Origin of the sequence: Microvirga sp., from assembly GCF_014699075.1 — a bacterium.
Lineage (GTDB): Bacteria > Pseudomonadota > Alphaproteobacteria > Rhizobiales > Beijerinckiaceae > Microvirga.
On sequence record NZ_JACXAB010000005.1, the window covers coordinates 347,293 to 371,517 of the forward strand.

The following is a 24,225-nucleotide window of genomic DNA, read 5'->3' on the forward strand; positions in this document are numbered from 1 at the left end:
GCTTACCCCTTCACAGCGCCGGCGGCGATGCCACGGACGAACCAGCGTCCGGACACGAAGTAGACAACGAGCGGAACAAGCGCCGCCAGCATGGTGGCAGCCATGTCGACGTTGTAGGCGCGCTCGCCCTGCGTTGAATTGACGATGTTGTTGAGCTGCACGGTCATGGGCAGATTCTCGCGGCCTGCAAAGGTCAGACCGAAGATGAAGTCGTTCCAGATGCCCGTGACCTGCAGGATGGTGGCGACCACCAGGATCGGCGTCGACATGGGCAGGATCACGCGAAGGAAGATCGACCAGAACCCGCCGCCGTCGATGCGTGCCGCCTTGAACAGCTCGATGGGCAGCCCCGCATAGTAGTTGCGGAACAGGAGCGTCATGGTCGGCAGGCCGAAGATCACGTGCACCAGCACGATGCAGGTGAGCGAGTTGTAGATGCCCGTCAGCGAGAAGATGCGGACCAGAGGATAAAGAAAGACCTGGTAGGGGATGAAGGCGCCGAGCAGCAGCACGCCAAACATGACATTGGCACCTTTGACCCGCCAGAAAGACAGTGCGTAGCCATTGATGGCGCCGGCAATGATCGAGAGGATCACGGACGGGATCAGGATGCGCACCGAGTTCCAGAACCCCACGCTGATGCCGTTGCATTCGAGCCCCGTGCAGGCGGAGGACCAGGCCTTGGTCCAGGCCTCGAAGGTCATGGCGGCGGGCAGGGCGAGAATGTTGCCGAGCCGGATCTCTTCCATGGGCTTGAGCGATGTCACGACCATGATCCAGAGCGGCAGCATGAAGAACAGGGCTGCGGTCACCAGGAAGGCATAGACACCGATGCGGCCGGCGGTGAGGTGGTGGGGACGGCGGCCTTGCGGCACGGCGGCGCTCATGCATGCCTCCCTTGGGGACGGACGTAGCGGACGTAGACCCAGGGGGCGAGAATGCTCACGACCGTGATCAGCATGATCGTCGCGGCAGCCGTTCCGAGGCCGATGTTGTTGCGCTCGAACAGGTGGTCCATGACGAATTTGGCGGGCACTTCGGTGGCGATGCCGGGACCGCCCAAGGTCATGGCGACCACGAGATCGTAGAGCTTCACGACGCCTGTCGTGAGAAGCACGACGGCCGTGACGATCATGGGACGCAGGAGCGGCAGAACCACGGAGGTGTAGACGCGCCAAGTCGGGATGCCGTCCACCCTGGCGGCCTTCCAGAGATCCTTGTCGACGCCGCGCAGACCCGCGAGCAGGATTGCCATGGTGAGGCCGGCGCCGTGCCAGAGGCCTGCGATGACGATGGTGTAGATCGCCATTCTCTGATTCACGAGCCAATCAAAGGTGAAGCTCTCGAATCCCATATCCCGCACGAGTTTCTGCAGGCCCAGTGCCGGGTTCAGGAACCACTGCCAGGCAACGCCGGTGACGACGAAGGACATGGCATAGGGATAAAGGAAGATGGTGCGGAAAAGGCCTTCGCCGCGTACGTTCTGGTCGATGAAGACAGCGAGCAGAAACCCGATGATCAGGCAGCCCGAGATGAACAGGGTTCCGAAAATGATGATGTTGGAGGCAGAGGTCAGAAAGCGGTCATTGGCAAAGAGGCGGCTGTATTGCGCAAGGCCCACCCAATCGAGCTTGGGAAGAAGGGTTGAGCTTGTAAAGGAGAGCCGCACGGTCCAGAGCATGCAGCCGATATAGACGACAAGAACGATAAGGGCGGTGGGCAGGAGGGCGATGGCAGCAGGCAGGCGTGTTTTTACACGGCGTTGGGTTTTCGTGCCGCCTGAAGGCATGCTGGGGGCGCGGATCGAAATGGTATCCATTCGGAAGATCCCGTCGAGAGAGGTCAAGCTTCAACAATGAACGGCTCGCCCCAGCCCCTGAGGGGCGAGCCGGATGGTTTTAGCCTGCGTCGCGCATGGCGCTTGTGATCTTCTCGATGAAGGCGTCCGCCGACATGCTCGGGTTGTTCCAGTACTGGGTCACAGCGTCCTGCATGGCGCCCGAGAAGTTCGGCGGGCTCAGGATCTCCATGCTCTCCACCTGGTTCGCTGGATCCTTCAGGATCGCGTGGGATTTCTGGGCGCAGACGTCCATGGAGGACACGTCGACATCCATGCGGACCGGGATCGAGCCCTTCTTCTTGTTGAACTCAAGCTGGCTGGTGGGATCGAGGAGAACCTCGACGAGCTTGTCCTGGGTGGCGAGCGCCGTCTTGTCCTTCGTCGCCGGGAATACGAAGACGTCGCCGCCGATCACGAGCTTGGGCTCCTGGCCAACGACCGTGCAGCCATATTCCTTGCCGGCGGTCTGACCCGCGGCGATGAACTCACCCTTGGCCCAGTCGCCATTGAAGTGCATGGCTGCCTTGTTGGTGATCACGAGGGCCGTCGCGTCGTTCCAGTTGCGACCTGGGCTGCCCGGGTCGACGAGGCCGCGCATCTTGCCGAAGAGCTCTACGGTTTCCTTGAACTTGGGGTTCTTCAGAACGTCCGGTTTGCGGGTGCCGTAGAGCTGGCGGAACATGTCGGCGCCACCATGGCCGACGACCACGGCCCGGAAGAGGTTGTGCTCCCAGGTCGGCTGACCGCCGAGCGCCAAGGGAATAATGCCCTTGGCTTTCAGCTTCTCACCGCTGGCGACCAGTTCAGGGAAGGTCTTCGGGGGCTCGATGCCGGCATCGGCAAAGACCTTCGTATTGTAGAACATCCAGTTCTGGCCGTGAATATTGACCGGAACAGCGAAGAACTTGCCTTCGCGGACCGTCGCGTCAACGATCGGCTTCGGCATGATCTCCCGCCACTTGCCCGTTTTTGCCTGTGCATCGACATCGCGCACCAGAGCGTTGCTCACGAGTTCGTCGAACTGCTTGCCGGTGTTGAACTGCATCATCGTCGGGGGATTGCCGCCCACCATGCGGTTGATGCCGGCCGTACGGGCATTGGCGCCGCCGGCGATGGCGTTGTCGACCCAGCTCCCGCCGGCCTTGGTGAACTGCTCTGCAAACACCTTCACGGACGCAGACTCACCGGCGGACGTCCACCAATGGAGAACCTCTGCCTTTTGCTGAGCGAGGGCTCCGGAACTCCAGATCAGGGCAATAGAAAGGGTATACGCGGAGACGCGTGTCTTCATGCTCATAGCTTCCTCCCAGAAACGGTTTGTCGATTTTTGTAATCGATTACATCTTGTGATATAGGTTGTAGGTGCTTTCAAAATAAGTCAAGACACAAGTTGACGTAAGTTATATACTCTGAAAGAGGGTAACATATCTTGCCTAAGGCCAGGAGGTAACCTGCGTGAGCCGGGAAAGATGGCGGGCCGTGAAGGAGATGCGCATCGCCGATGTCGCTCGACTTGCAGGAGTGTCGACGGCAACCGTCAGCCGCGTCCTGTCCGATCCGGACAAGGTGCGCCAGAAAACGCACGATCTCGTGATGGAGGCCGTGAAGCGCAGCGGGTACATCCCCAACAGCACGGCACAAAAGCTGCGCACGCGCCGCACCATGAACGTGCTGGTGATCGCCCCCAGATTGACCAATCCGGTCTTTGCCGAGATCCTCCGCGGTGTCGACGACGAACTGACCCGGTTGGGATACGGTATCATCATCGGCAACCTGGACAACCGCAGGGAGCGCGAGGCCCGCTATGTCGATCTCGCCTTGTCGCGCCAAGTTGACGGCGTTCTTCTGCTGACCGGGTACGTGCCTGAGAACGGCACACGCAGCATGCGGGAAGCGGGGCTTCCCATCGTTGCCATGTGCGCCGCCATCGAGGATGACAAGATCCCGAACGTCGTCGTCCAAGACCGCGAGGCCTCCCGCCGGGCGGTGACCTTCTTGAGTGAACTCGGCCACCGCAGGTTCGGTTATATTTCAGGCACGCCCGGCTCGATCATTGAGGCCGAACGTTTCGCAGGGTTTCAGGAAGGGATCGCCGCGGCCGGATTCGGCAGGGAAGACTTCGTGCGCTGGGAGGGGCCCTTCGTCTTCTCTACCGGCGTAGCGGCTGCGGAGGCCTTCCTGAAGATGAAGGATCGTCCCACTGGCATTTTCGCAGCCTGCGACGAGAGCGCGATCGGCTTCATCAAGCGGGTCAGGGCCGAGCGCGTCCGGGTTCCACAGGATGTCTCCGTGATCGGCTTCGATGGGATCGAGTTTGCAGATTATACAGAGCCTACGCTCACGACCTTTCGGCAACCCTTGTACGAATTGGGTCATGTTGGAGCCGATGTTCTCATGAAGCTGATCAGAGGTGAGATGAAGTCTGCGGACTGGAACGTCAGACTGCCGCTGACGCTCCTGGAACGGGACACCACCGGTCCCGTCCTGCACAAGGATTACAAGTCGCTGCGCCGATCAACCCTATGAGACCGCAGCCTTTCGACAATCAAACAAAGGAGGAGTACGCCATGCAGCCCGTTCGTTGGGGAATCCTGAGCACCGCGAAGATCGGCCGGGTGAAGGTGGTTCCCGGCATGATGAAGAGCCCACTCTGCGCTGTCGTGGCCGTCGCGTCACGGGACGCGGCAGCCGCGCGGGACATGGCCGCGGAACTCGGCATTGCGAAGGCTTACGGATCCTATGATGCCCTGTTGGCCGATCCTGAGGTCGAGGCGATCTACAATCCCTTGCCCAACCATCTGCATGTACCGATGACCCTGGCGGCCGCCGCTGCCGGCAAGCATGTTCTGTGCGAGAAGCCGATCGCCATCACAGCGGAGGAGGCAGAGCAACTCACACAAGCTGCATCGCAGGTGCTGATCGCGGAAGCCTTCATGGTCCGGCATCATCCGCAATGGCAGCGCGCCCGTGAGCTGATTCAAAGCGGAGCGATCGGCGACCTGCGCTCCATCCACGTCGTCTTCTCTTACTTCAACGTGGATCCAGGCAATATCCGCAACCGAGCCGATATCGGCGGGGGAGGGCTCCTCGACATCGGCTGCTATGCGGTCGTGGCGGGACGCTACTTCTTCGATGCTGAGCCTGTCCGCGTGGTTGCGCTCGTCGACCGTGATCCGTCCTTCGGGGTTGACCGAACAACGAGTGCCCTCATGGATTTTGGCTCGGGCCGGCAGCTCACCTTTATCGTTTCGACCCAATCGGTGCCGTTCCAGCGGGTCCAGATCCTGGGGACAAAGGGCCGCATCGAGATCGAGATCCCTTTCAACGCTCCGCCTGACCAGCCGACCCGCATCTACCTCGACGACGGCAACCTGCACGGCAATCGTTCCGCGCGGGCAATCGAGTTTCCTGTTGTGGACCAGTATCAACTGCAGGGTGAGGCCTTCAGCCGTGCGGTTCGTGGTGGCACAGCTCCTGGCTATGGGTTGGAGGATGCAATCATGAACATGAGAATTCTCGATTCATTGCGACGCTCGGAAGCCTCGGCAGGATGGGAGGCCGTGTAGCTCAACACTGACAGCCCGTCGGCGAGACAGAGGTCAGGTCTTGATCCGACGCGCTTGCAGAAGGGGCCTGTTGGCTCTTTTGGGGCCAGTGGCGTCTTATTGCCCATGCCTTCGTAGTAATCCGAATAAATTACTGCTCCTTGAGGATGACCGGTGCCCTCCGAGTGAGTGCATTGACCCAGATCCATCGCTTTGTGACATTATCCCTAGTCTTTTCGTCTGGTGGAGGCTCTGCCTTGAAAGGTTACGAAGCCTGTGTGCATCAGAGTAAACATAGGTAGATTGGCATGGATTTTCTTCCGGAGGTTGCCCACTCGTCCCTCAAGTTCGGCACAAGCGGCTTGCGCGGGCTTGTGGTGGAGCTGAACGGCGTCCCGGCCTTTGCCTACACGCGTGCTTTTGCGGAATTGCTCAAGGAGGACGGCTCGGCTGCCGCGTCGAAGAATGTGGTTCTGGTCGGGAGAGATCTGCGCGAGAGTAGCCCCAGCATTGCCCAGATCTGCTGCGCCGCTTTGCAGGAAGCAGGGCTGACTCCGCTCGATTGCGGCGCTCTCCCTACGCCGGCGCTGGCCTATCACGGCATGCGCTTCGGCATCCCTGCGATCATGGTCACCGGAAGCCATATACCAGAAGATCGAAATGGGTTGAAGTTCTACCGGGCTCAGGGGGAAATCGACAAGAAGGACGAGGCCGCCATTCTGTCCTGGCATGCCAGGATGAGCATCGTCTCCGTTCCCGAGGGAGCAAGAGCTATCAGGGCCGCGACGCCAGACATTGACCTGATAGCCGCTTACAAGGAGCGCTACCGGGAGTTCTTCGGGGCAGGTTCCTTGTCGGGACTTACCGTCGGCGTCTACCAGCATTCCTCTGTCGCGCGCGATGTCATCGTTGAGGTGCTCGAGTCCCTTGGCGCACGGGCGGTGCCGCTTGGGCGTGCGACAAGCTTCATCCCCGTGGATACCGAGGCACTGCGCGTGGAAGATGAAATCTTGGCCCGGCAATGGGCCGGTGAGCAGAAGCTCGATGCCATCGTCTCGACCGATGGTGACGCTGACCGCCCTCTGATCTCCGACGCCAGCGGGACCTTCCTGCGGGGCGACCTGGTTGGGGCGATCACGGCCAAGTATGTTGGTTCGGACGTCGTTGTAACTCCAGTCACGTCCAACTCCGCACTGGAAACTTCTTGCGTGTTCGAGAATGTCATCCGCACCAAGGTTGGATCTCCCTACGTCATCGCGGGCATGGCGGAAGCCGCCCGCTCCGGTGCGCGGACCATCATCGGGTTCGAGGCCAACGGCGGCGTTCTCCTCGGCTCCGATGTAGAGCGGGAGGGCCGCCGGCTCGCAGCGCTTCCTACCCGCGACGCCATGCTGCCGATTCTTTGCGCCCTGGGCGAAGTCATCGCCCAGTCGCGGCCGCTTGCAGAAGTGGCAGCCGCTTTCGCCTTCAAGGCTGCGGCCAGCAACCGGCTGAAGAACGTTGCCACGGAAAAGAGTGCGGCCTTTGTATCGCGTCTGCAGGAGGACGAGGCTTTCCTCTCCGATCTGATGGCGCCGCTTGGTGGTGTTGCTGGGCAAGATGCCCGTGACGGCCTGCGGATTGCAGCCAAGAATGGGGAGGTTGTTCATTTCCGCCCCTCGGGCAATGCGCCGGAGCTGCGCGTCTATGTGGAGGCGTTGAGCCAGGAGCGCTCCGAGCAATTGCTTGAATGGGGACTGGCCGAGGCCGAGCGACGGGTCGGCTGAAGGTTCCCCTTTCCGTATCTCTTATCTTGAAAAGCTACGCTCGTCCCCGCTGGATCGATCCTGAGCGGCGGGCACGCAAGCAGGCTCATTGATGCGCCGGAGGCGCGCTTGACCATTAGCGAGAAGGCGGCGGCCGTTCTGGCCCCAGAGGCCAACAGGGGAGAGGTGAGCTTGGTCGAGCAGGCGCGGGGAAATCCATGTCGGAGTCCAGCGGTTCCCTTGCAAGGGCAGGCCGACCGAATTCGGCAACGCGGAATGGACACAGACACCAGCCCTGACCTGCGCCGCGTTCGCCCCGGCCGCGAGGCTCGCTGCCGGACAAAGTTCAATGGGGCATAGCGTCCGAGAAAGTCTGGCCGAGCGTCTCGGGTCAGGTGATTCCATTTCGGCGGGTACCAAGCTTTGCGCTTTCCCCGTATAGGCGATCTGGACCTGTTCCTCTATAGAGGGGCTCCGCGATCCTACGTGCGTGAGGCCGAGATTTCTGATGTCCAAAGACACTCTGCTGAAAAGACTTAATAATAAGACCGCCGTGATCGGTATTGTCGGGCTGGGATATGTTGGTCTGCCGCTGTCCCTTCGTTATTCGGAGGTCGGATACAAGGTCATCGGCTTCGACATCGACCAAGACAAGATCGATGCTCTGAACAAGGGGCAGACCTATATCGAGCACATCCCATCTGAAAAGATTGCGAAGGCAATAAAATGCGGCTTTGAGCCGAGCTCGGACCTGTCTCTATCCCGCAACGTGGACGCCGTCATTCTGTGCGTTCCCACGCCTCTGACCAAGTATCGTGAGCCGGACCTGAGTTTTGTGTTGAGTACTGTTGATGCGCTCCTGCCATACCTGAGAAGCGGCCAAGTCGTTTCGCTGGAGAGCACGACTTATCCAGGCACAACCGAGGAAGAACTGCGTCCCCGACTTGAAAACGCAGGATTCGTGGTGGGAGAGGATGCGTTTCTCGTGTTTTCGCCCGAGCGCGAAGATCCGGGCAACGCGAGATTTAGCACGCAAACCATTCCTAAGGTCTGCGGCGGCAGCACCCCATCCTGCCTCGAGGTTGGACTTGCTCTCTATGGTCAAGTCATCGACACGGTTGTTCCCGTCAGTTCCACGCAGGCAGCGGAACTCACCAAGCTGCTCGAGAACATCCACCGTGCGGTCAATATAGGCCTTGTAAATGAGATGAAGATCATCGCCGATCGAATGGGGATCGACATCCACGAGGTCATTCGCGCGGCGGCAACCAAGCCGTTCGGCTTCGTGCCCTACTATCCTGGCCCCGGGCTAGGGGGGCACTGCATTCCGATCGACCCGTTTTACCTGACCTGGAAAGCGCGTGAATATGGTCTTCACACGCGCTTCATCGAGCTCGCAGGCGAAGTCAACAGCGCAATGCCCGAATGGGTCGTCGAGAAACTTGCCGATGCTCTTAATGAGCGTGAGAGGCCAATCCGCGGCAGCAGAATTCTTGTCCTCGGCATCGCGTATAAAAAGAACGTCAATGACATGCGGGAATCTCCTGCCGTTGAACTGATGAGCCTCCTTCAGGCTAAGGGTGCGCATATTGACTATAGTGACCCGCACGTCCCAAGCTTCCCGAAGATGCGGCGCTATTCCTTTGATCTCAACAGTGTCAAACTGACCCCTGAGGCGCTGGCAAGCTATGACGTGGTTCTGCTGGCGACAGACCACGACAGGTTCGACTATGAGACGATTGAGAAACACGCGAAGCTGATTGTGGACACCCGCGGACGATATCTCGGCGTGCACAGCAAGGTGGTGAAGGCCTGATCCGGCTTCTGGCGTGGCTGAACCTCCAACCGCTGGATCCACATATTGGGCTGCTAATGAAAATGCTGATCCGGCATTGTCAGAACCCCTTGATGTGTCCCACTGGTGCCAAATTGCCGAACTGCACGATGTGGTTTCCACGCATGACTCCAGCAGCAGCCCTGAATCAGGGGGAAAACTGATCCTAAGGATGCCAGCGGGAAGCTTTTTTCAGACCGGCAATCGCACCATCCTCTCCTATCTGACGAAACCTCTGTCCGATCCCTTGATCCAAGCCCTCGGGGGGACAAGTGCCAGTTGAGCCAGGCTGAAGAGCTGCGGCGTCATTATCGTCGCTGCTCAGGAGCGATCTTTCCGCTGAGCGGACCGATTGGCACGTCCTCCTCCTGCAACGGAACGACCTTGGATGCGGCCAAACCGCAGGTCATTGGTCCGGCTCGTGCCACCTGATGTGAGCCAATCCCATAGCATCCGAGTCCGGGGCATCTTAGGACGGCCTCAAACCCAAAGAGCCGGTGCGGCAAGAGAATGCACAGCAGAATGGTCAATTCCCATTTTCCGAGGTACATTCAGCCGGCAGAGAGCTTCGCAGGAACGCTCGACGTAATAGTGCACGGAACGGCTGTCCGCAGGCTCGTGCACGATCACTTACGCACAGGGGTGATGCGTCCTAAGGGGCATGACTAATTTCGTTTCCCTGACCCTTCAGGCAGGAGAAGGTGTCCCTTCAAGATTCGGACGATGTCTGCAACCTCTTCCCTCGGGATGGCGAACCCGACAGCGCCGAAGGCTGGATGATCGAATGCGAGGAGAGATCCATCGATCTTTGCTACTTGAATGTACCAGTTTGGCCGATAGACTGTTTCAACGCTCAAGCCTTCGAGGCGTTGCATCGGCAAGCCCTGGATCATGCGCTGACGGGTGTGCCCCAGGAGGGTGATCAGCTTGCTCAACTGATCCAGGTTTAGCTCAACAGGTGATCCTGTCTCCCCTTCAGGGCAAATCTCCAAGATAGCCGTTTGTTGGTCATCAGAGATTTGAATACCAAGCCGTGTCCTTTTCATAAACATTCCCTCTCCGGTGAATGGAGTATAGCTTATGAAGCTGGAAATCACGACCCGGCAACACATTGTATACGGGGCAGACGCAGAGGAGGGAGCGCCGTGATCCGCTCGCATGGTGCCATTGCGGTGCGACGATCTCCGGTTGGTGGTCCCAAGACATCGCTGGCGAAATGAACCTATGGCCGTATCCTTGCGAATAGCATCGAGCCAGCCTCTCCGCCATCGCCTGCCTGCTCGAATCCATGGAGCCCGACCCAAGCATCCCGGGTCCGGCATCCCTCTGAGCACCTGATCCGCTGCGCCTCCGGTGCGGCTTCACATCGCGGGTGGGTGCGTTGAGGACGCGCTCGTGAGCTTTCGTTTGATCAGCGCTCCTCGGGTCAGGTCAGTGACAGGAGGCTAGGGCTGCCTTTTGGCTCCTCGGGGGATGCTCTGGCTCGGGAGAGGAGGGTATGGCATGAAGGGGTGAACAAGCGGGAGCCTTGATTTCGCGTGGTGCATCGGGGCCTTTTGTCGTCGTCAGGGCTGTGCCGCCGTCTGTGAAGATCGAAGGGCCCGGAGAGTGTCCACATCAAGCCGTCCGGTTGCTGAGAGGCCTTGAGCCAGCTGGAAAGCCTCAACTGATCGGCGGGTACCTGGGCCGAACACCCCGTCCGCTTCCAATTGCCCGTATCCCAGCTTCGTGAGCGCTTCCTGCGCCTCGCGGATCTCTTCCTTAGAAAGTGAGGCGCTGGCTTCTACGGATCGGGTGGGGCTCACTTGAGGGGATGTTGTCTCTTGTGGGTCCGCTGCCTGGGCTGGATCGTTGGAAGGCTGAGGGCGTATCGCGTCGATTTGGCCACTGACGCGGCCTCGAAGATACTCGAGATGTTGAAGCTCCTTGGTCGTGGCAGCGATCTGCTTTCGGAGGTGCTGCAGGTCCTGGTGTTCCTCTTGGAACTGTGCCAACTCGGCAGCAAGAGCATCACGCTCTGCGGCGGCCTCCGCAGCAGCTTGGGACAAGCGTGCAATCTCAGCCTGTATGTCAGCGTCAGGAGATCGAAAACCTAGGACTGATAGACCGTAAAGCGCCCATCCCGTAACGGCCGCCAATAGTGTCAAACGTCTCATCATCACGCAACCCGCTGTAATCTTGCTTCATATCTGCTGCTGATATAGGCAGCCCAGGATATGGCAGGAAGGGGTGAAGTTTCCGGGGAATCGCTCACGTCGCTAATGACTCCAGCAGGTCTGCGGCAATTGCTGGCACGGCGGTAATCGCTTGCCGGTTGCGGCGCATCCAAAGCCGGTGCAACAGCGGACGAGGTATCAGACGGTCGTATTTCGCGTTGGCGAAGTTATCAGACCATAAGCATGAGTCTTCTAAATCCGTTGTTCCGTAACAACGGATGCGGTCGAGCGCTGCGGCGATCTGATCCAGGGATGCGTCCGCTGTGGAAATAGCGAGATCATGGGCCTGCGCCTTGACCTGCTCTTTGCGCAAGGTAGCTGCAAAGACATGACAGGCTCCCGAGCCCCTCCATGGGAACAGGTGCACACCTCCGTTCGACACGATCACGCGTGTCTCGGCCAAGCCGTACAAGCTGAAAGCCCTGCGTGCCTCGGAGAGAAAATGCTGAGCCTGGGTGTCAAGATATTCAGGTATGTCGTCGGACGAGTAGACCGCTCTCATCTCCTCAAGCAGCCGGTCGTGCAGATCCTCGGCGGCGCCAGCGTCAAACTGTGGAGCCGCTCCTCCCTGGTGCGGCGCCACCTGCAGGATGCGAGAGCGCGTGTCCACCGCTTCCACGATCCAGTGCCGCCCGGCGAAAAGTATGAGCGTTCCCTTCGCAACAGGATTCGACAGGGGGATAGTTCCAAGGGGAACCTGCCCGGACAACACGCGCCATTCCAGGTCGCTTTGGAACATTGCGAAGAAATCGCGTCGGGATACGATTGCCTCGCCACCTTCGCCGAGCATGAGTGATCCGTCAGCCGCTACCTCGATCAATTTGCCCGGGCTTTGAATTGCCGCGTTTAGAAGGTCAACCAGATCCTCCCGCCCGATATCCTCAAATGGTCCCGGACCAGCAAGGAGGTTGAAGATCGTACGGGGAGTGGCTCCCGACCGCTCAGTGATGACGGACAGGATCTGGTGAAGAAGCGCTGTCGCCAAGGCGTCGCTGACCGGCGCCGGCTCGGCGAAGCGCGCCTGAAGGAGGCGAACGGAGGCAACGGCGCGGACCGTATTCGGGCGCAGGCGATCCCGGAAATCGGAGCAGTGGTCAATCACGGGTTCACGGATGTAGAGGCGAAGAATCGCTGGCGATCCGCGCCTGCCCGCTCGGCCCAACCTCTGACGCAGCGACGAGATCGAACGTGGCGCACCCACTTGTGCGACGGCGGAGACGGACCCGATATCAATGCCGAGTTCCAGGGTCTGGGTGCAGACGACGGTTGTCGGCAAGCTGTTCTGTCTCAACCGGTCTTCAACCTCACTGCGGATCTCCTTGGAAAGGCTGCCATGATGCGCAAAGAACTCGTTCGGAACGTAGGCCCTCACCGACCGTGTCCGCAGGCTGCCTGCGATGGATTCGACCTCTCGTCTCGTTTGCGCAAACACGAGGTTGCTCGAGCCACGCAGGGTCTGGAACAGGTGGTCGACGATCCGTGGGTGACTCGCCATTGGACGGCCCACAGCTTTGGTCTCGCGGCTCTCGGCAGGTGCTGCGTCGAGATAGCCCATCACCTTCAGCATGACCTCGGTTGCTGAGGTGTCGCCTTGGACCAGGGTGACGGATGAAGGCGCGGTCGGGCGAAGCCAGACCGCCGCTCGCGCAAGGTCGCCAATCGTCGCTGACAGTCCGATCCTCCGGGCGGGTGCCGTGCTCCATGCATCGATCCGTTTCAGGAGGGAGGCAAGGTGAAGCCCACGCGGGCCGGACATCAAGGCGTGGAGTTCGTCAATCACGATGAAGCTCAAACGGGACATGAGCCGCTTGGCGTCCTCGGGACGGCGCACCAGCAGCGCTTCCAGGGACTCCGGGGTGATGAGCGCCATGCCCGATGGATCGGCGAAGGCGCGTGTCTTCGCGCCACGTCCCGCATCGCCATGCCAGGGTACAAGCGTAAGACCAAGCCGTTCGCAAAGCGGAGATAGCCTGCGGGCCTGATCGTTGATGAGCGCTTTGAGCGGGCTGACGTAGAGCACGGCGAACCCGGTCCTCTGCTGGTCCGCAACGGCTGTCACAACCGGGAGAAAGGCTGCCTCGGTTTTTCCGGCGGCTGTGGGAGCAGTGATCAGGAGATCGCCGCACCCGCCAAGAATCGCATCAATGGCCTGTACCTGGAGCGGGTGCAAGGTCTTCCAGCCCTGATCCCTGATCCAGGCCTGCACCTCGGGATTCAGCCGGGCGTACGCCGTTTCGGCGCTAGATACGGATGCTTGTAAGATCATCGTGGAGGGCAATCACGCCATGGCTGACCGCACCGTCATCTGCGCCCTGGGGCATCTGGCTGGTGTCGAGCAAGGTCTGCCAATCGGTGCCGGGGTTTTGCTCGAGCAGGCTGAGAAGCTGGACGAAACGCCTGACGGTACTGCGCGGCGTGCGGAAGTAGGCGTCGCCGATCCGGTCGCGACAATCGGCCATGAAGGCCATGATTGCCTGATCCGGCACCAGGTGCTTTGAGGGATCATACCCTGAGAAAACACTGCGGATCTGCGAGAGCAGCACGAAAAGCTCCTCGGGCGCCAGGGTCGGCAGGCGGATCACCGGGCCGGACAGGTCAACGAGGCCGACCCGGGCAAAGGAATTTTCCTCAAGCCTGCTGCGCAGCGCGGGGTAGCTGAAAACGCCACGCCGCGGGTCCTGGAGAAAGTCTGGAGTTCCGCCAAGGACAAAGCCGATCCCTGCGCCGTCCCGCTGCATGACATCGTTCACCATGGACAGGATCTGCTCAAGGTTCTGACCGCGCGCTAATGGGTTTTGGATCCTGTACAGGTTCACCAACTCGTCGAGGATTACGAAGAGCCCGGCGTAGCCAGCCACCCTGACGAAGCGTGCCAGCGACTTGAACGCATCGAGGATGTTGGCGTCTTCAATAATCGAGCGAACGCCGAGCGCTTCACGAGCCTCGCTGCGCGTGGTGTACTCGCCACGCAGCCATCGCAAGGCCGCTGCCTTGAGAGCTTCGTTGCCCTTCTGGGATCCAGCCCAGTAAGCCTTCAGGACCGCAGCGTAGTCATAGCCGCCGGCTTGCTCCTGGATGGGAGCAAGCTTGCTGTCGATAACGTCTTCGACCGGGAGCCCGGCCGTAGGCGCCTCCTTCATAGCGTCCGTCACGAAGCGCTCGACGATCCGGCCAAGTGCGCCTCCGTCCGGAGCTGTGCGCGTCGCGAGGTTTCGCACCGCCTCGGCATAGAGCGTGCGTGCCTGTCCCGAGGTTCCGTGCAGGCGACGGTACGGCCCGAGATCAGCATGGGCGGTGACGAGCCGGTGCTCCAGGGCGACAATCCGCACGAGACTGAGGAAGAAGGTTTTGCCAGCGCCGTACTCGCCGATCACCAGGCGGAAGGAGGAGCCTCCACCGGCAACGTGCTCGATGTCTCGCCTCAGGGCGGTGATCTCGGCAAGCCGTCCGACCTGGATATGTTGCAATCCCGTACGCGGCACCGCCCCTGCGGCGAGGGCCCGCAGGATGGCACCGCGATCCGCCGGGCGGAGCGTAATTGGCGCTTTCATGTGACGGGTTCCCGGAATGCGGACAAGGGCCCCAGGAGGTGAGGAGCAATCGCTATACTGTCAGCGCCTTCCAGCAGCAGCTCATCGACGCGATCAAGGCCCCATTCATTGATCACATCGACGGCAGCCTCTGGGAGTAGTCCGAGCATGGCTGCCCGCACGGCGAAGTCATGGCAGGGCAGGGGAGATATTTGAACCAGCGCATCGAGCAAGCGACCGTGCCGCGCGTCCAAGCCTTCGAAGAAGCAAATCTCCGGCTCACTTGATAGGGCTGAGACCGAAGGTTGCGGGATGTCGACCGGCTCCTCGTCAGCCTCGTCGGAGAATAGGTCAACAATCTGCGCCGTGTCCTGCTTCAGCCGGGCAACATGGGTGAGGTCGAGCAGGAGTCTTCCAGTGACCTCGGCCGATGCGGTCAGGGGTTTGCGGACAGTGTCCGTCGGTCTAGACCAGCCGGCGAGACTGCATCTGTGAATGGCAGAGTGCAAAAGAGGCATTGGCAGCGCCATCGCTCGAAACAGGGCCTGGAGCATTGCCATGTCCGGTGCTGTTGCCTGCCCATCCGTCAGGGCGGCAGCGACGAAAGCAGAACCGATCCTCATCCGCTCAGGGTGCGGAAGCGCTTTCAGCTTCGCTGGGCGGGGCCGGACAGGGGTGTGGTGCAGGGCGACCGCATAGGCAAGCAGGCGAGCTCGCTTAAGGGAGTTCGGTAACGTCTGCGACCGGATAAAACGGACGATGCTTGTTTCTCCGTCCTTGGCGGCATCCCTCATTACTGACGCATGGGTTGCAACCTCGATCACCGGCCGGAGCGGGTCGGCCCTGCCTTGCGTTGCGTCGATGGGGCCGCCTTCTGGCGCCCGGAACAGCACCACATGGCTGTCAACGCGTGGTCGGCGCGTGCCGTAACGCGGATCCGGTTCGACAGCCAACCCTATGGCGTCAAGAAGCCTATGGAGCTGATGAAAAGCGCGGGACGAGACCGATCCATTTCCAGCGACGGGGACCCCGGCTAGCACGAGGAGGGGCTTCAGCCCAATGACCAGTTTTCTTTTGCCCTGCATGAGGCCATGAAGCTCTCGGCCAAGCGCGCCGATGACAGTGGTGCGCTGCAGGGCGCGGGGTAGAAGGAGCGCAGCCTCCAGGCTCTCGCGCGCCTCAGGTCGCCTGCCGACGAAGCGCTCGAAGGCCTCAAGCTCGTCCAGGCAGGATGCAAGAAGGGAAAGCACGTCATCAAGGGCGCAAGGGTCGGCGATGACGTCCGGGAGATGCTCATGGCGGCCTCGAATGCGCACCTCGAACGTTCCGCTCGCCGAACGGTAGGAGATATTGATCCGAGTGTTGGGCGGCTCGACCCTGAAGCCCGATGGATACCGACTGCGGAAGCGAAGCTGCCAGAGGACCTTGAGTTCTTGGCGGATCAGTGAATCCTCGAATGGGCATTCTTCGCCTGCAAGGGAGGCGAGCCACAGGAGGACATCGTCCGCATCCAGAGGGGATCCGGCTGCGACTATGGACCCGAGACGGATGCGGGTCTCTAGCGAGTTCCCGCGCACTGAATCCCGAGTCAGCGTATTGCGTCGATCACCTGTCCGCACAAGAATCGCGGCTGTCTCAAGGAAGCATTCATACCGGAGGCGGATGTATTGGTCGTCGCCATAGAGCCCAAGCAGACGCTCGGCCTCGGCGATGAGCTCAGTCTCTTCCCCTCGGGCGCTCTCTCTGAAGAGGCGATGTTCAAGGCCGAAAAGCCTGAGGAGACCCCATCTCTTGTCTGCGCCGGGGGCTCGGCATCCCCCGGCCATCCAATCGAGATATGCTCGCCGCGCGACCGGCGGAAGGTTCTCATAACTTGGCCGGTCGTCAGGCTCCTCGGGTATGGGGCGGGCCACGGCCGCGACCGCTAGGGCGGGATTGATCAGGCAGTTCTCCTGTGGACCTGCGACGGAGCGCAGGCTCTCGCCCAGGTAGAAGAGCCCTGAGGTGAGAGTGATCCCCTGGAGCCGCACCACTTCGTGCGGTCTGATCCAGCGGGCCGTTGGGGCTCTTGGATACCGGCGTTGCCGCGGGTGTGCCGGCCAGCTAGGCGCAGTCAGGAGCCTTGGCACCCCAGCGGCTCTAACAGGCAGTTGTCCCGGATTGAAGACACCCATATCCCATGCGGAGCCGTCCAGCCTTGACGCTGTAAGCGCAAGGCTGCCTCGAGGGGGCAAGGTCACGTCCGTGGAGAACAGGTTGGCCGTAATCATGCACAAGGCATCATTCATGGGCAGCATCCTGCAGACCTGCGCCGGCTGTGCCGGGGCAATGTGCGTCATCTGCGAATTCATGCGATTGTCCTGTTCATATCGGCTTCGCGTCCTCAGTTCCGGCAGAGCCTTGAAGCTTGGCCATATTGAGGATCGACCGTGATTTCGAATTCGGCAAGCCGATTCTTCTGCTGCGACTCGGCGGGCGGAAAGCTGCCCTCGCAGAGGAGTTGAATGGTCTTGGCGTGCCGTGCACGATTGCTGGCCGATCCGGCGGTTTGAGGTTCGCAACGGAGCCTTCGCGGACATGGAGGGTGATTGCATGTTCTGGCAACATTGTCCCGGCAAGGTGCCCGCTGACATGTGGGACAGGCAGCGGGCGTTCCCGCGAGCAGAAGATATAGGGTGGCCGACGTGCTTGTCGGCGGGTTACTGGATGCTCAAGCGTAAGATCCGAGGAGCTTGCTGATCCTGTGGTAAGCCGCCTGCGTCAGTCGATGTAGCCGTTCTCGCAATGCGATTGCCGGCCTTTCTAAAGGGTGCACGGGTGAGCCGAACTTTCTCAGGGTCCGAATATCGCCCGTTACAAGGGTCGTCGTGGAACGGGTTAGTTGTCAGCCTGTGACGGGCGCTTGCTATGCAAGGCTTTCCGGGAGACCGGATTTCGGAGTTTTCGCGTCCCCCCGTTACTCTTATTATCTGTAACGTTTTTCCAAGCGAAGGTAACGTTTTTCCAAGTTCGTCTCACGCTCCTCGCGGCTCCGAACAGCCACCCGTGACACGTTTTTCCAAGCGAAGGTCACGTTTTTCCAAGTGGAGGTAACGTTTTTCCGAAAGTCATTCCTGCCGATGGCAGAGCCAGAGCTGTCGCTGCCAAAGACACAGTGGAAGATGGCAGGAACCCTTCATGCTTGAGGATCGATGGCAACCACGAGAGGCGCGAGCTTGCCCAAACGCGCAAATCGGGCGCCGATTTAGAGGGGCAGGGCGGCTCCCAAGGCGCGTATGCTCCACCTGCATGTCGGCCTCCACCAGACTCGCTCAGCCGAGAGGCGCCCGAGAATGGATCAGGGAGACGGCTGAGTTTTTGCTCCCCTGATCCGTGGCAGGAGCGACCTTAGACGGCCTGGGTGATGCATGTCTCCAGGGTGCCTTGAAGGCCGATCCTTTTGCTTTTGCAGCCGACGCCGTTCCAGTCGACCCAGACGCCGAGATGCTGTGAGACCTAGATCTCGCTTTCAAGGCCGGGCGCTATGGGCACCTGCATGACAGCGAGACGCAAGCCTCGGTGCCTGGGGGAGGCCTCATGATATCCGTCGCCAGCGCCGGCCGCGGGTGTTGCTGCCCAATAGCAGCCTGCCTGCGTTGATGAGGGAGGGCAGGCCGATATCGCGTGTGGTTTCCAAAACATCCTTGCGGCCGCATACCGGTTTAAGCAAGCCTGAGCTGACGAGGGTTAGGCGCTTGTTCTTCAACCCGGGCTGTATCGAGCGGATTTCCTTTACACGGGCGCGGGAGCCCTTCGTCACCACGCACCAGCCGTCCACCACAAGCGCGGTCGCGCTGACCTCCGGATGGTCGAGCTGGAACCAGCGGGCATCCGGACGTTTGAGCAGGTCTCGCGGAAACGCCGTCGTCCAGCCGACCGCCGGCGGCAGGACCTCCGCTTCGGCAGCAGGCGCCACCGTATCAAGGTCTGGCGTCAGACCAGGATCGGGGTTGTCCTGTTTCGCCTCCAGGATGGTGCATCCCGCGACCGCCAGCATCCAGCGCAGGCTGTCGAGCCAGCGGTTGACTCGCGTGATGACGCCGGGCGGCAGACCACGGTCCCGCGGTGGGCGACTGACCACCTTATGGGAGCCCGCACGAGCGGCCTCGACGTGCAGCGCCCGCTCCAGTGCAGCGGCCTCGTCGAAGAGGAGGCCTTTCTCGTCGTCGGTGGTGATGATGACGAGGGTTCGCACGGGGCTCAAGGGTGGGGACTGTCGATGCTGCCGCGTCCGCACAGGAGGCCGGCCTGTTCTGCCCACATGAGTTTCCGGCACAGCCGGCATTCCTAGTTGCGAAGGAGCGCCACCGATAATGGCGTAGCAGGATGGATTCTGGAACTCGGCCCGGCTCAGGAGAATCGCGGCCTTCGGCCATGGCGCGGACCCGACAACGAGCCGCAGGCCGCGGTGGCGGACGAGCCAGACCGTGGGCTCCCGCGGGTCGCGCTCGATTATGAGCTCGTCCGTTTCTTCCGTGGTCGGGAGGAGGAAGGGGGAAGATGGCATGTGAGATCTTTCATGGACGGGGCGGCATACGCCGAGCCCTGAAGGTGAAAAGCGGCTGCCGTCTTGTTGGAAACAAAGGCTGAGCGATGCGGCTTGCAGGCAATGGTGGCTGGCCTGCTCCGGGTCAGGTGGAGGACGCGCCTTTATCCAGGTAACCCGCGGCCTTGAGCCACGACCGGATCGCCGGCGGGTGGCCCTCAAGAATCTGGGTGACCTCGTCTCCTCCCAGCGTCCGCCGGCTCATGAGCGCCGCGGCAACGGCCCGGATGGCGCTTTCATGGGTGCGGACAAGGGTAACCGCCAGGGCCAGAAGCCGCTGCAACTCGTCCTCGACGATCATCGCCAGCTTGGCGTCGAACCGCAACAACGTTCCAGCCTCGTCGAACGCAATGCGATGGGTAAGCGTCGAGCCGAGGCCGAGGCTGGCATGGATCCCGGCGATCAGCTTCGTGGCCTCCTGCAGGTCTGCGACCGCACCAGCATTGGCGCCCTGCGCGCCGAGTGTCTGATCGGCGGCACGCCCAGCCAGTGTCGCTACGGCCTGTGCCTCCAGAAGAGCCCGGCCCGGCATGAAATTGCGCGATGCGATCCGGGTATGACCCTCGGCGACACCACTCGCCTGAATGGTGACGTGGGCGACTTCCAGCCCAAGCCGAAGGGCCAGAACCGCATGGGCCGCCTCGTGCAACGCGACGCAGCGCAACTCATCCGTCGTTCGCGAATCGGGCGGCGCGACCTCGTGCAGGAGATCCTGCAGGTCGATAGGGCGGTGCTCCGCCCTGGCACGGCGCCGCGCAGCCTTCACCCAGCCCTCAAGAACCGCGCCGGTCGCATTGGGGCACAGGCGCGCGATCTGCGTTAGGTCGGTATCTGAAAGGTCTTGCCCAAGATGGGTCCGCAGGATACCGGCTCGGCCCCTCTCGTCCGGAGGGCTGATCTCGATGGTCCTGTCGAAACGGCCGGGCCGCAGGAGGGCGGCGTCGATCCTGCTGACATGATTGGTCGCGCCCAGCAAGATAACGGAGGGTGCGGTCCGGCGCGTCTGGTCGATCTGCAAAAGCAGCCCGGTTACCACGGGGGTCCACCAGTCAGATCGGCCTCCTGACATTTGAGCCCTGTCCGGGATCGCATCGAGTTCGTCCATAAAGCCGATGACGGCTCCCGAGCCGGTGGATGCCGCCTGGTGTTGCAATTGCTGGAAGAAGCTCGTGAACGCCTTGACGATGCTGTCCAGGTAACCGGGGGATTGGGCGAACCACTCCGAGACACTCGTGGCGACGATGGGTACGCCCGCCGTCGAAGCGATCGAATGGGCGAGGATCGTCTTGCCCGTCCCGGGTGGGCCGAAAAATACGCATGACCCGAGCTCCGGCCGGGTGCCGGTGGCGCGGGACCGCTCGATCTCGGCCACGGTTTCGAGGGCCCAGGCATGGGCTTCGCCATAGCCGCTCAAGGCCTCGAGCCGCGGAACCTCACCACCCGCGCGCCTTGGATTGCGCATCCGTGCGGCCCGTCTGATGCGGTCGACACAATCCTGCGGTGATGATGATCCCGGCCGAAGCGCGGCGGCAAGATCGTTGAGGTCGACTCCAGCCAGATCGTTGGGCTCGAGGTTCGTCGCGGTACGGCGGCGGCACCAGCGCCGGAGCGCCTCGTTCATGACCGCGACGTCCGGAAGGCTGATCACGAACTCCTGGTCAGCTGCGGCCGTCAGGGTTGTGGCGAGACAGTCTGGTGACGGCGCAATGCCCACGACGAGGTTGCCGAGCGCGATCAACCTCCCGGCCGTTTCGTCCGTCGTGCTGCTGGTCTTCGGCCGCGTTGCGGTGACCACCGACGTTCCGGACCTAGCCATTGATCGGACGGCGTCGCCGACAGCATCCACCCATGTGGCGCTTGGGACCCGGATGATCAGGACGAGGGGGCCGCCGCGACGCAGGAGGCGGCGACCGGTGCGGCCCAAAGCGCGGTCCAGGCAGAGGCCGACCAGGAGGCTGGTCGCTGAGGCAGGGCGCCTGCGGGAGGACGCAGGCGGCAGGGCGTCGTGGAAGGTCTCGGAGCAGGTATCCATGAAGTCGTCGAAATGGATCGCGGTGCTGTCGGTCTCAGCCGTGCCGACCGGGCTCCCAGTGCTGGTCTTGGCGGCAAGCGTGTCGTTGAGGGGCAACATGGACAGTATTTCTCCACGAAAAGAGGGAACGGGATTAGTCGACATTGGAAGACGGGGCTGTGGCGCGGCGCTCAGGCCGCAGCGCGGCGGCTGTCCGGCGAACACGGCTCGAGCCATGGGCACCCTGCGGCTCGCAGAAGAGGGCGTCCTTGGGCCAGGAGGCTCTCGAGCATTTCCTTGCGTGCAGGTGGCGCCGGCATGCTGACCGATGCGCGCCCGCGCACCAGCCTGACCCGGCCGGCGCTCCAGGCCAGCGTGCCCAGCCGCGTGCGCCAGAAGGCGATGTCGGCTTCGCTCAGGATCGGGCTGCCTGTGGTGAGGACGAAGACCTCATCAATGGGGCGCAGATACCCATTCCACCGTTGGTCATAGAGGCGAGCGTGGAGCTCGACCCCGCTGCCAACGCGCAAGCAGGTCTGGCCGGTGTTCTCATCGAACCCCACCAGCAGGTAGGCCGAAGCATGGGCGAGCAGGTCGAGGCGCAGCAGGTGCGAGAGATCGCACCAGTGGCTGGTGGCGACCACTGCCCTGGTAAGATCGCACTCAGCGATCCTGACGGACGTGCCGGGAAGCGGATCACGGATTGTGACACATGGCAGGCTGAGGCTTGTGTCCCACATGGCAATTTCCTTTTGAAGATGAAGCTTCGCCCCGGCGCCGTGCGGCGCGCAGGCTCGTCACCCGCCGGCGCGGGCGACGGGAGGAAGTGAGACGAAGCAGGAGTTGGCGGCGGTCTGGCCCTTCACGGAGGGAGAGGCCTGATTGCGATCCTCAGGGGCGCAAGCGCCAGAACAGGAGATCAGGGCCGAAGGGGGACTCCAGATCCACCCCGAAGAAGCCCCTGTCGACGAGCGCCAGGACAGCCGAGAGCGGCTGAGGGTAGTTCGGGATGGCGCTCACGAGGTCTGCCAGCGTGACCACGTTGGCCTGGCTCGCGACCGCGAGCAGGGTCGCACGAGCGTCGGAGTCGTGATCGGGCTGCGTCACGCCATCAGGGGAGCCCATGGGACTGAGCATTGCAGCGGGAAGGGGCGACACGCGCCCAACGTCGTTGCTGGTCAGGGTCGTGGATGCGGCCGAAGGGCCGCAGTGATGGTTGCGCGAAGCCGCAGCTCCGCTGTACAAGGCCTCAGCCATGTCGTTCTCCTGTTAGCGCAGGAACGGATGGTCAGGCTGTTGGCGTGGCTGGTACCCGCGCCGGCAGCCGCTCTGGGCCATCCGCTCACCAGGGTTGCTTGCCTGGTAACCATCCAAGTTGGGGCACAGGCATTCTTAGGACAAGAAGCCCGATGGGATTTGAAGCAGGCATGGTTAACGGATTATTACCTGCCTCATGCCCGAGAGAAACGGAGAGTATCGTGCGCGGTAGGCCTCGTTGGAAGCCTGAGGGGAGCGCTACAGCAGTACAATGAAATAGAATTGCATCATCGATGCCCTGCCTGCGGCTAAATGCGCAACTTTCACGCCTCCGCCTGCAAGTTGCATAAAGTTTTTACCTGAGTACTGGTAGGACCATATTCGAATAAAGAAGCAGAAGCCAGAAGCCTCATCAAAAGAGGCTCGGTGAATGTTGGGGCATTGCAGCATGATTTTGAATCCCGGTGTCGCTCCGAGCGGCAACTTCTCGTTGTCTAATTGGAAAATCACTCTTCCAGTCGATGCCTCCGGCACGATCAGCGGCACGGCCACCGAGATCAAAGCCCTCTCCGGATATCAGCACTCAAGTTATTTCTACACCGCCAGCGATGGAGCCATGGTGTTCTATGCTCCCGTCGATGGTGCAACAACGAGCGGCTCCAAGTATGCGCGCTCCGAGCTTCGGGAAATGAAAGGCGCTGCAAAGGCAGCCTGGAGCCTCAATGAGGGCGGTCTCCTGAATGCGACCCTTGAAGTCGATCAAGCTCCAGTTCGTTTCGATGGCTCTGCCGGACGAATCGTGGTTGGTCAGATCCATGGTCAAGACGACGAACTGATTCGCCTATACTGGGAAAACGGATCAGTTTACTTCGTCAACGACCGGGCAGGATTAGACAATTCAGAAACAACCTTCAAGCTTACAAACGGCATTGGCCAGACACCGAACGTATCCCTGAACGAGCGGTTTTCGTACATCATCGATGCAAAGGGTGACGACCTGAAGGTCAGCGTCCTGGCTGACGGTCAGACATACTCGTCCAGCACCCGCATCAATGACGTGTGGGATACAGATACGTTCTACTTCAAGGCCGGCACGTATCTTGGAGTGAACGAGACGCAGGGTTTCGGGGCAGGGCAGACTTCGTTCTATGCGCTGGACTTCAGCCATACCACGGACACCACCGGACTCACCGTGGTGTCGGATGCACCGATCTCGCTACGTCCCAGTACGTTGAAGGCAATCGAGAATATCGCAACCTGCGCCCTGCAGTACATCGCATCCTATAAGGATTTATCGAACGCCTTTGGCACGAATGCTGCTGACGGATGTAAGCATTTTTTCAACTATGGCCAGAGCGAAGGACGCGGCCTCCTGTTCAATGGCCTTGAATACATTGCCTCTTATGATGATCTGACCTTAGTGTTTGGAGGAAATGCGGAGGCCGGGGCTGCGCACTACATCACATATGGGCGCAATGAGAACCGCCAGATCACCTTCGATGGACTGGAATACATTGCGTCGCATGGTGATCTTATTCAAGCTTTCGGTGCGAATGCAGATGCCGGGTCTGCGCACTACATCACATATGGGCGCAATGAGAACCGCCAGATCACCTTCGATGGACTGGAATACATTGCGTCGCATGGTGATCTTATTCAAGC

General features: G+C 61.1%; 18 protein-coding genes. 6 read left to right on the forward strand and 12 right to left on the reverse strand.

Features of this window, described 5'->3' with window-relative positions:
- Positions 1-2 precede the first annotated feature (2 nt).
- The 3 genes from IC232_RS11375 to IC232_RS11385 form a co-directional block, all read right to left on the reverse strand.
- Complete coding sequence (locus IC232_RS11375) at positions 3-887, reverse strand: carbohydrate ABC transporter permease (RefSeq protein WP_190845024.1); 885 nt, start codon at positions 885-887, stop codon at positions 3-5.
- Positions 884-1,789 (reverse strand): carbohydrate ABC transporter permease, encoded by a 906-nt coding sequence (locus IC232_RS11380; RefSeq protein WP_246812164.1) that lies wholly within the window; start codon positions 1,787-1,789, stop codon positions 884-886. Before IC232_RS11380 ends, IC232_RS11375 begins: the two co-directional genes overlap by 4 nt.
- A gap of 109 nt (positions 1,790-1,898) precedes the next feature.
- Entirely contained in the window at positions 1,899-3,137 is a 1,239-nt protein-coding gene (locus IC232_RS11385) for an ABC transporter substrate-binding protein (protein WP_190845026.1), read from the reverse strand.
- 158 nt (positions 3,138-3,295) lie between these two features.
- Here IC232_RS11385 and IC232_RS11390 point away from each other — a divergent pair, with 158 nt between their 5' ends.
- From IC232_RS11390 to IC232_RS11405, 4 genes are all read left to right on the forward strand, one after another.
- Positions 3,296-4,366, forward strand: coding sequence for a LacI family DNA-binding transcriptional regulator (locus tag IC232_RS11390; RefSeq protein WP_190845027.1), 1,071 nt, complete (start codon positions 3,296-3,298; stop codon positions 4,364-4,366).
- A 41-nt stretch (positions 4,367-4,407) separates the two neighbouring features.
- The gene (locus tag IC232_RS11395; RefSeq protein ID WP_190845028.1) at positions 4,408-5,406 is read left to right on the forward strand and encodes a Gfo/Idh/MocA family protein; all 999 of its coding nucleotides are present in this window, start codon (positions 4,408-4,410) and stop codon (positions 5,404-5,406) included.
- A 287-nt stretch (positions 5,407-5,693) separates the two neighbouring features.
- Entirely contained in the window at positions 5,694-7,151 is a 1,458-nt protein-coding gene (locus IC232_RS11400) for a phosphomannomutase (RefSeq protein ID WP_190845029.1), read from the forward strand.
- 487 nt (positions 7,152-7,638) lie between these two features.
- Positions 7,639-8,946 (forward strand): nucleotide sugar dehydrogenase, encoded by a 1,308-nt coding sequence (locus IC232_RS11405; RefSeq protein ID WP_281413380.1) that lies wholly within the window; start codon positions 7,639-7,641, stop codon positions 8,944-8,946.
- A gap of 683 nt (positions 8,947-9,629) precedes the next feature.
- Here the strand turns inward: IC232_RS11405 and IC232_RS11410 are convergent.
- Entirely contained in the window at positions 9,630-10,016 is a 387-nt protein-coding gene (locus IC232_RS11410) for a hypothetical protein (protein WP_190845030.1), read from the reverse strand.
- Between the two features lie 513 nt (positions 10,017-10,529).
- On the reverse strand, positions 10,530-10,769 hold the full coding sequence (locus tag IC232_RS33255; protein WP_190845031.1) for a peptidoglycan-binding domain-containing protein: 240 nt from the start codon (positions 10,767-10,769) through the stop codon (positions 10,530-10,532).
- A gap of 108 nt (positions 10,770-10,877) precedes the next feature.
- Here IC232_RS33255 and IC232_RS11420 point away from each other — a divergent pair, with 108 nt between their 5' ends.
- Positions 10,878-11,060 (forward strand): hypothetical protein, encoded by a 183-nt coding sequence (locus tag IC232_RS11420; protein ID WP_190845032.1) that lies wholly within the window; start codon positions 10,878-10,880, stop codon positions 11,058-11,060.
- Positions 11,061-11,214: 154 nt separating this feature from the next.
- Here IC232_RS11420 and IC232_RS11425 read toward each other — a convergent pair whose 3' ends face one another.
- From IC232_RS11425 to IC232_RS11455, 7 genes are all read right to left on the reverse strand, one after another.
- Positions 11,215-13,446: a DEAD/DEAH box helicase gene (locus tag IC232_RS11425; RefSeq protein ID WP_190845033.1), complete on the reverse strand. Its 2,232-nt coding sequence runs from the start codon at positions 13,444-13,446 to the stop codon at positions 11,215-11,217.
- A complete protein-coding gene (locus IC232_RS11430) occupies positions 13,421-14,731 on the reverse strand; it encodes an ATP-binding protein (RefSeq protein WP_190845034.1) in 1,311 nt (436 codons plus the stop codon). Before IC232_RS11430 ends, IC232_RS11425 begins: the two co-directional genes overlap by 26 nt.
- Positions 14,728-16,743, reverse strand: coding sequence for a TerB N-terminal domain-containing protein (locus IC232_RS11435; RefSeq protein ID WP_190845035.1), 2,016 nt, complete (start codon positions 16,741-16,743; stop codon positions 14,728-14,730). Before IC232_RS11435 ends, IC232_RS11430 begins: the two co-directional genes overlap by 4 nt.
- 1,541 nt (positions 16,744-18,284) lie before the next feature.
- Positions 18,285-19,256 carry a hypothetical protein gene (locus tag IC232_RS11440; RefSeq protein WP_190845036.1) on the reverse strand — a complete coding sequence of 324 codons (972 nt, stop codon included), beginning with the start codon at positions 19,254-19,256 and terminating at the stop codon, positions 18,285-18,287.
- A gap of 124 nt (positions 19,257-19,380) precedes the next feature.
- Positions 19,381-21,426 carry an AAA family ATPase gene (locus IC232_RS11445; protein ID WP_190845037.1) on the reverse strand — a complete coding sequence of 682 codons (2,046 nt, stop codon included), beginning with the start codon at positions 21,424-21,426 and terminating at the stop codon, positions 19,381-19,383.
- A gap of 71 nt (positions 21,427-21,497) precedes the next feature.
- Entirely contained in the window at positions 21,498-22,046 is a 549-nt protein-coding gene (locus IC232_RS11450) for a hypothetical protein (RefSeq protein WP_190845038.1), read from the reverse strand.
- A 151-nt stretch (positions 22,047-22,197) separates the two neighbouring features.
- Positions 22,198-22,563, reverse strand: coding sequence for a hypothetical protein (locus IC232_RS11455; RefSeq protein WP_190845039.1), 366 nt, complete (start codon positions 22,561-22,563; stop codon positions 22,198-22,200).
- 448 nt (positions 22,564-23,011) lie between these two features.
- Between IC232_RS11455 and IC232_RS11460 the strand changes: the two genes are divergently transcribed.
- On the forward strand, positions 23,012-24,225 hold a 1,214-nt coding region (locus tag IC232_RS11460; protein WP_190845040.1), incomplete at its 3' end, for a polysaccharide lyase family 7 protein.

Coding starts and splice junctions, on each gene's coding strand:
- IC232_RS11410 (WP_190845030.1), bottom strand. CDS start 10,016: ATGTTTATGAAAAGGACACGGCTTGGTATTCAAATCTCTGATGACCAA.
- IC232_RS11405 (WP_281413380.1), top strand. CDS start 7,639: ATGTCCAAAGACACTCTGCTGAAAAGACTTAATAATAAGACCGCCGTG.
- IC232_RS11420 (WP_190845032.1), top strand. CDS start 10,878: ATGTTGAAGCTCCTTGGTCGTGGCAGCGATCTGCTTTCGGAGGTGCTG.
- IC232_RS11400 (WP_190845029.1), top strand. CDS start 5,694: ATGGATTTTCTTCCGGAGGTTGCCCACTCGTCCCTCAAGTTCGGCACA.
- IC232_RS11455 (WP_190845039.1), bottom strand. CDS start 22,563: ATGGCTGAGGCCTTGTACAGCGGAGCTGCGGCTTCGCGCAACCATCAC.
- IC232_RS11440 (WP_190845036.1), bottom strand. CDS start 19,256: ATGCCATCTTCCCCCTTCCTCCTCCCGACCACGGAAGAAACGGACGAG.
- IC232_RS11450 (WP_190845038.1), bottom strand. CDS start 22,046: ATGTGGGACACAAGCCTCAGCCTGCCATGTGTCACAATCCGTGATCCG.
- IC232_RS11385 (WP_190845026.1), bottom strand. CDS start 3,137: ATGAGCATGAAGACACGCGTCTCCGCGTATACCCTTTCTATTGCCCTG.
- IC232_RS11395 (WP_190845028.1), top strand. CDS start 4,408: ATGCAGCCCGTTCGTTGGGGAATCCTGAGCACCGCGAAGATCGGCCGG.
- IC232_RS11375 (WP_190845024.1), bottom strand. CDS start 887: ATGAGCGCCGCCGTGCCGCAAGGCCGCCGTCCCCACCACCTCACCGCC.
- IC232_RS11380 (WP_246812164.1), bottom strand. CDS start 1,789: ATGCCTTCAGGCGGCACGAAAACCCAACGCCGTGTAAAAACACGCCTG.
- IC232_RS11425 (WP_190845033.1), bottom strand. CDS start 13,446: ATGATCTTACAAGCATCCGTATCTAGCGCCGAAACGGCGTACGCCCGG.
- IC232_RS11430 (WP_190845034.1), bottom strand. CDS start 14,731: ATGAAAGCGCCAATTACGCTCCGCCCGGCGGATCGCGGTGCCATCCTG.
- IC232_RS11445 (WP_190845037.1), bottom strand. CDS start 21,426: ATGTTGCCCCTCAACGACACGCTTGCCGCCAAGACCAGCACTGGGAGC.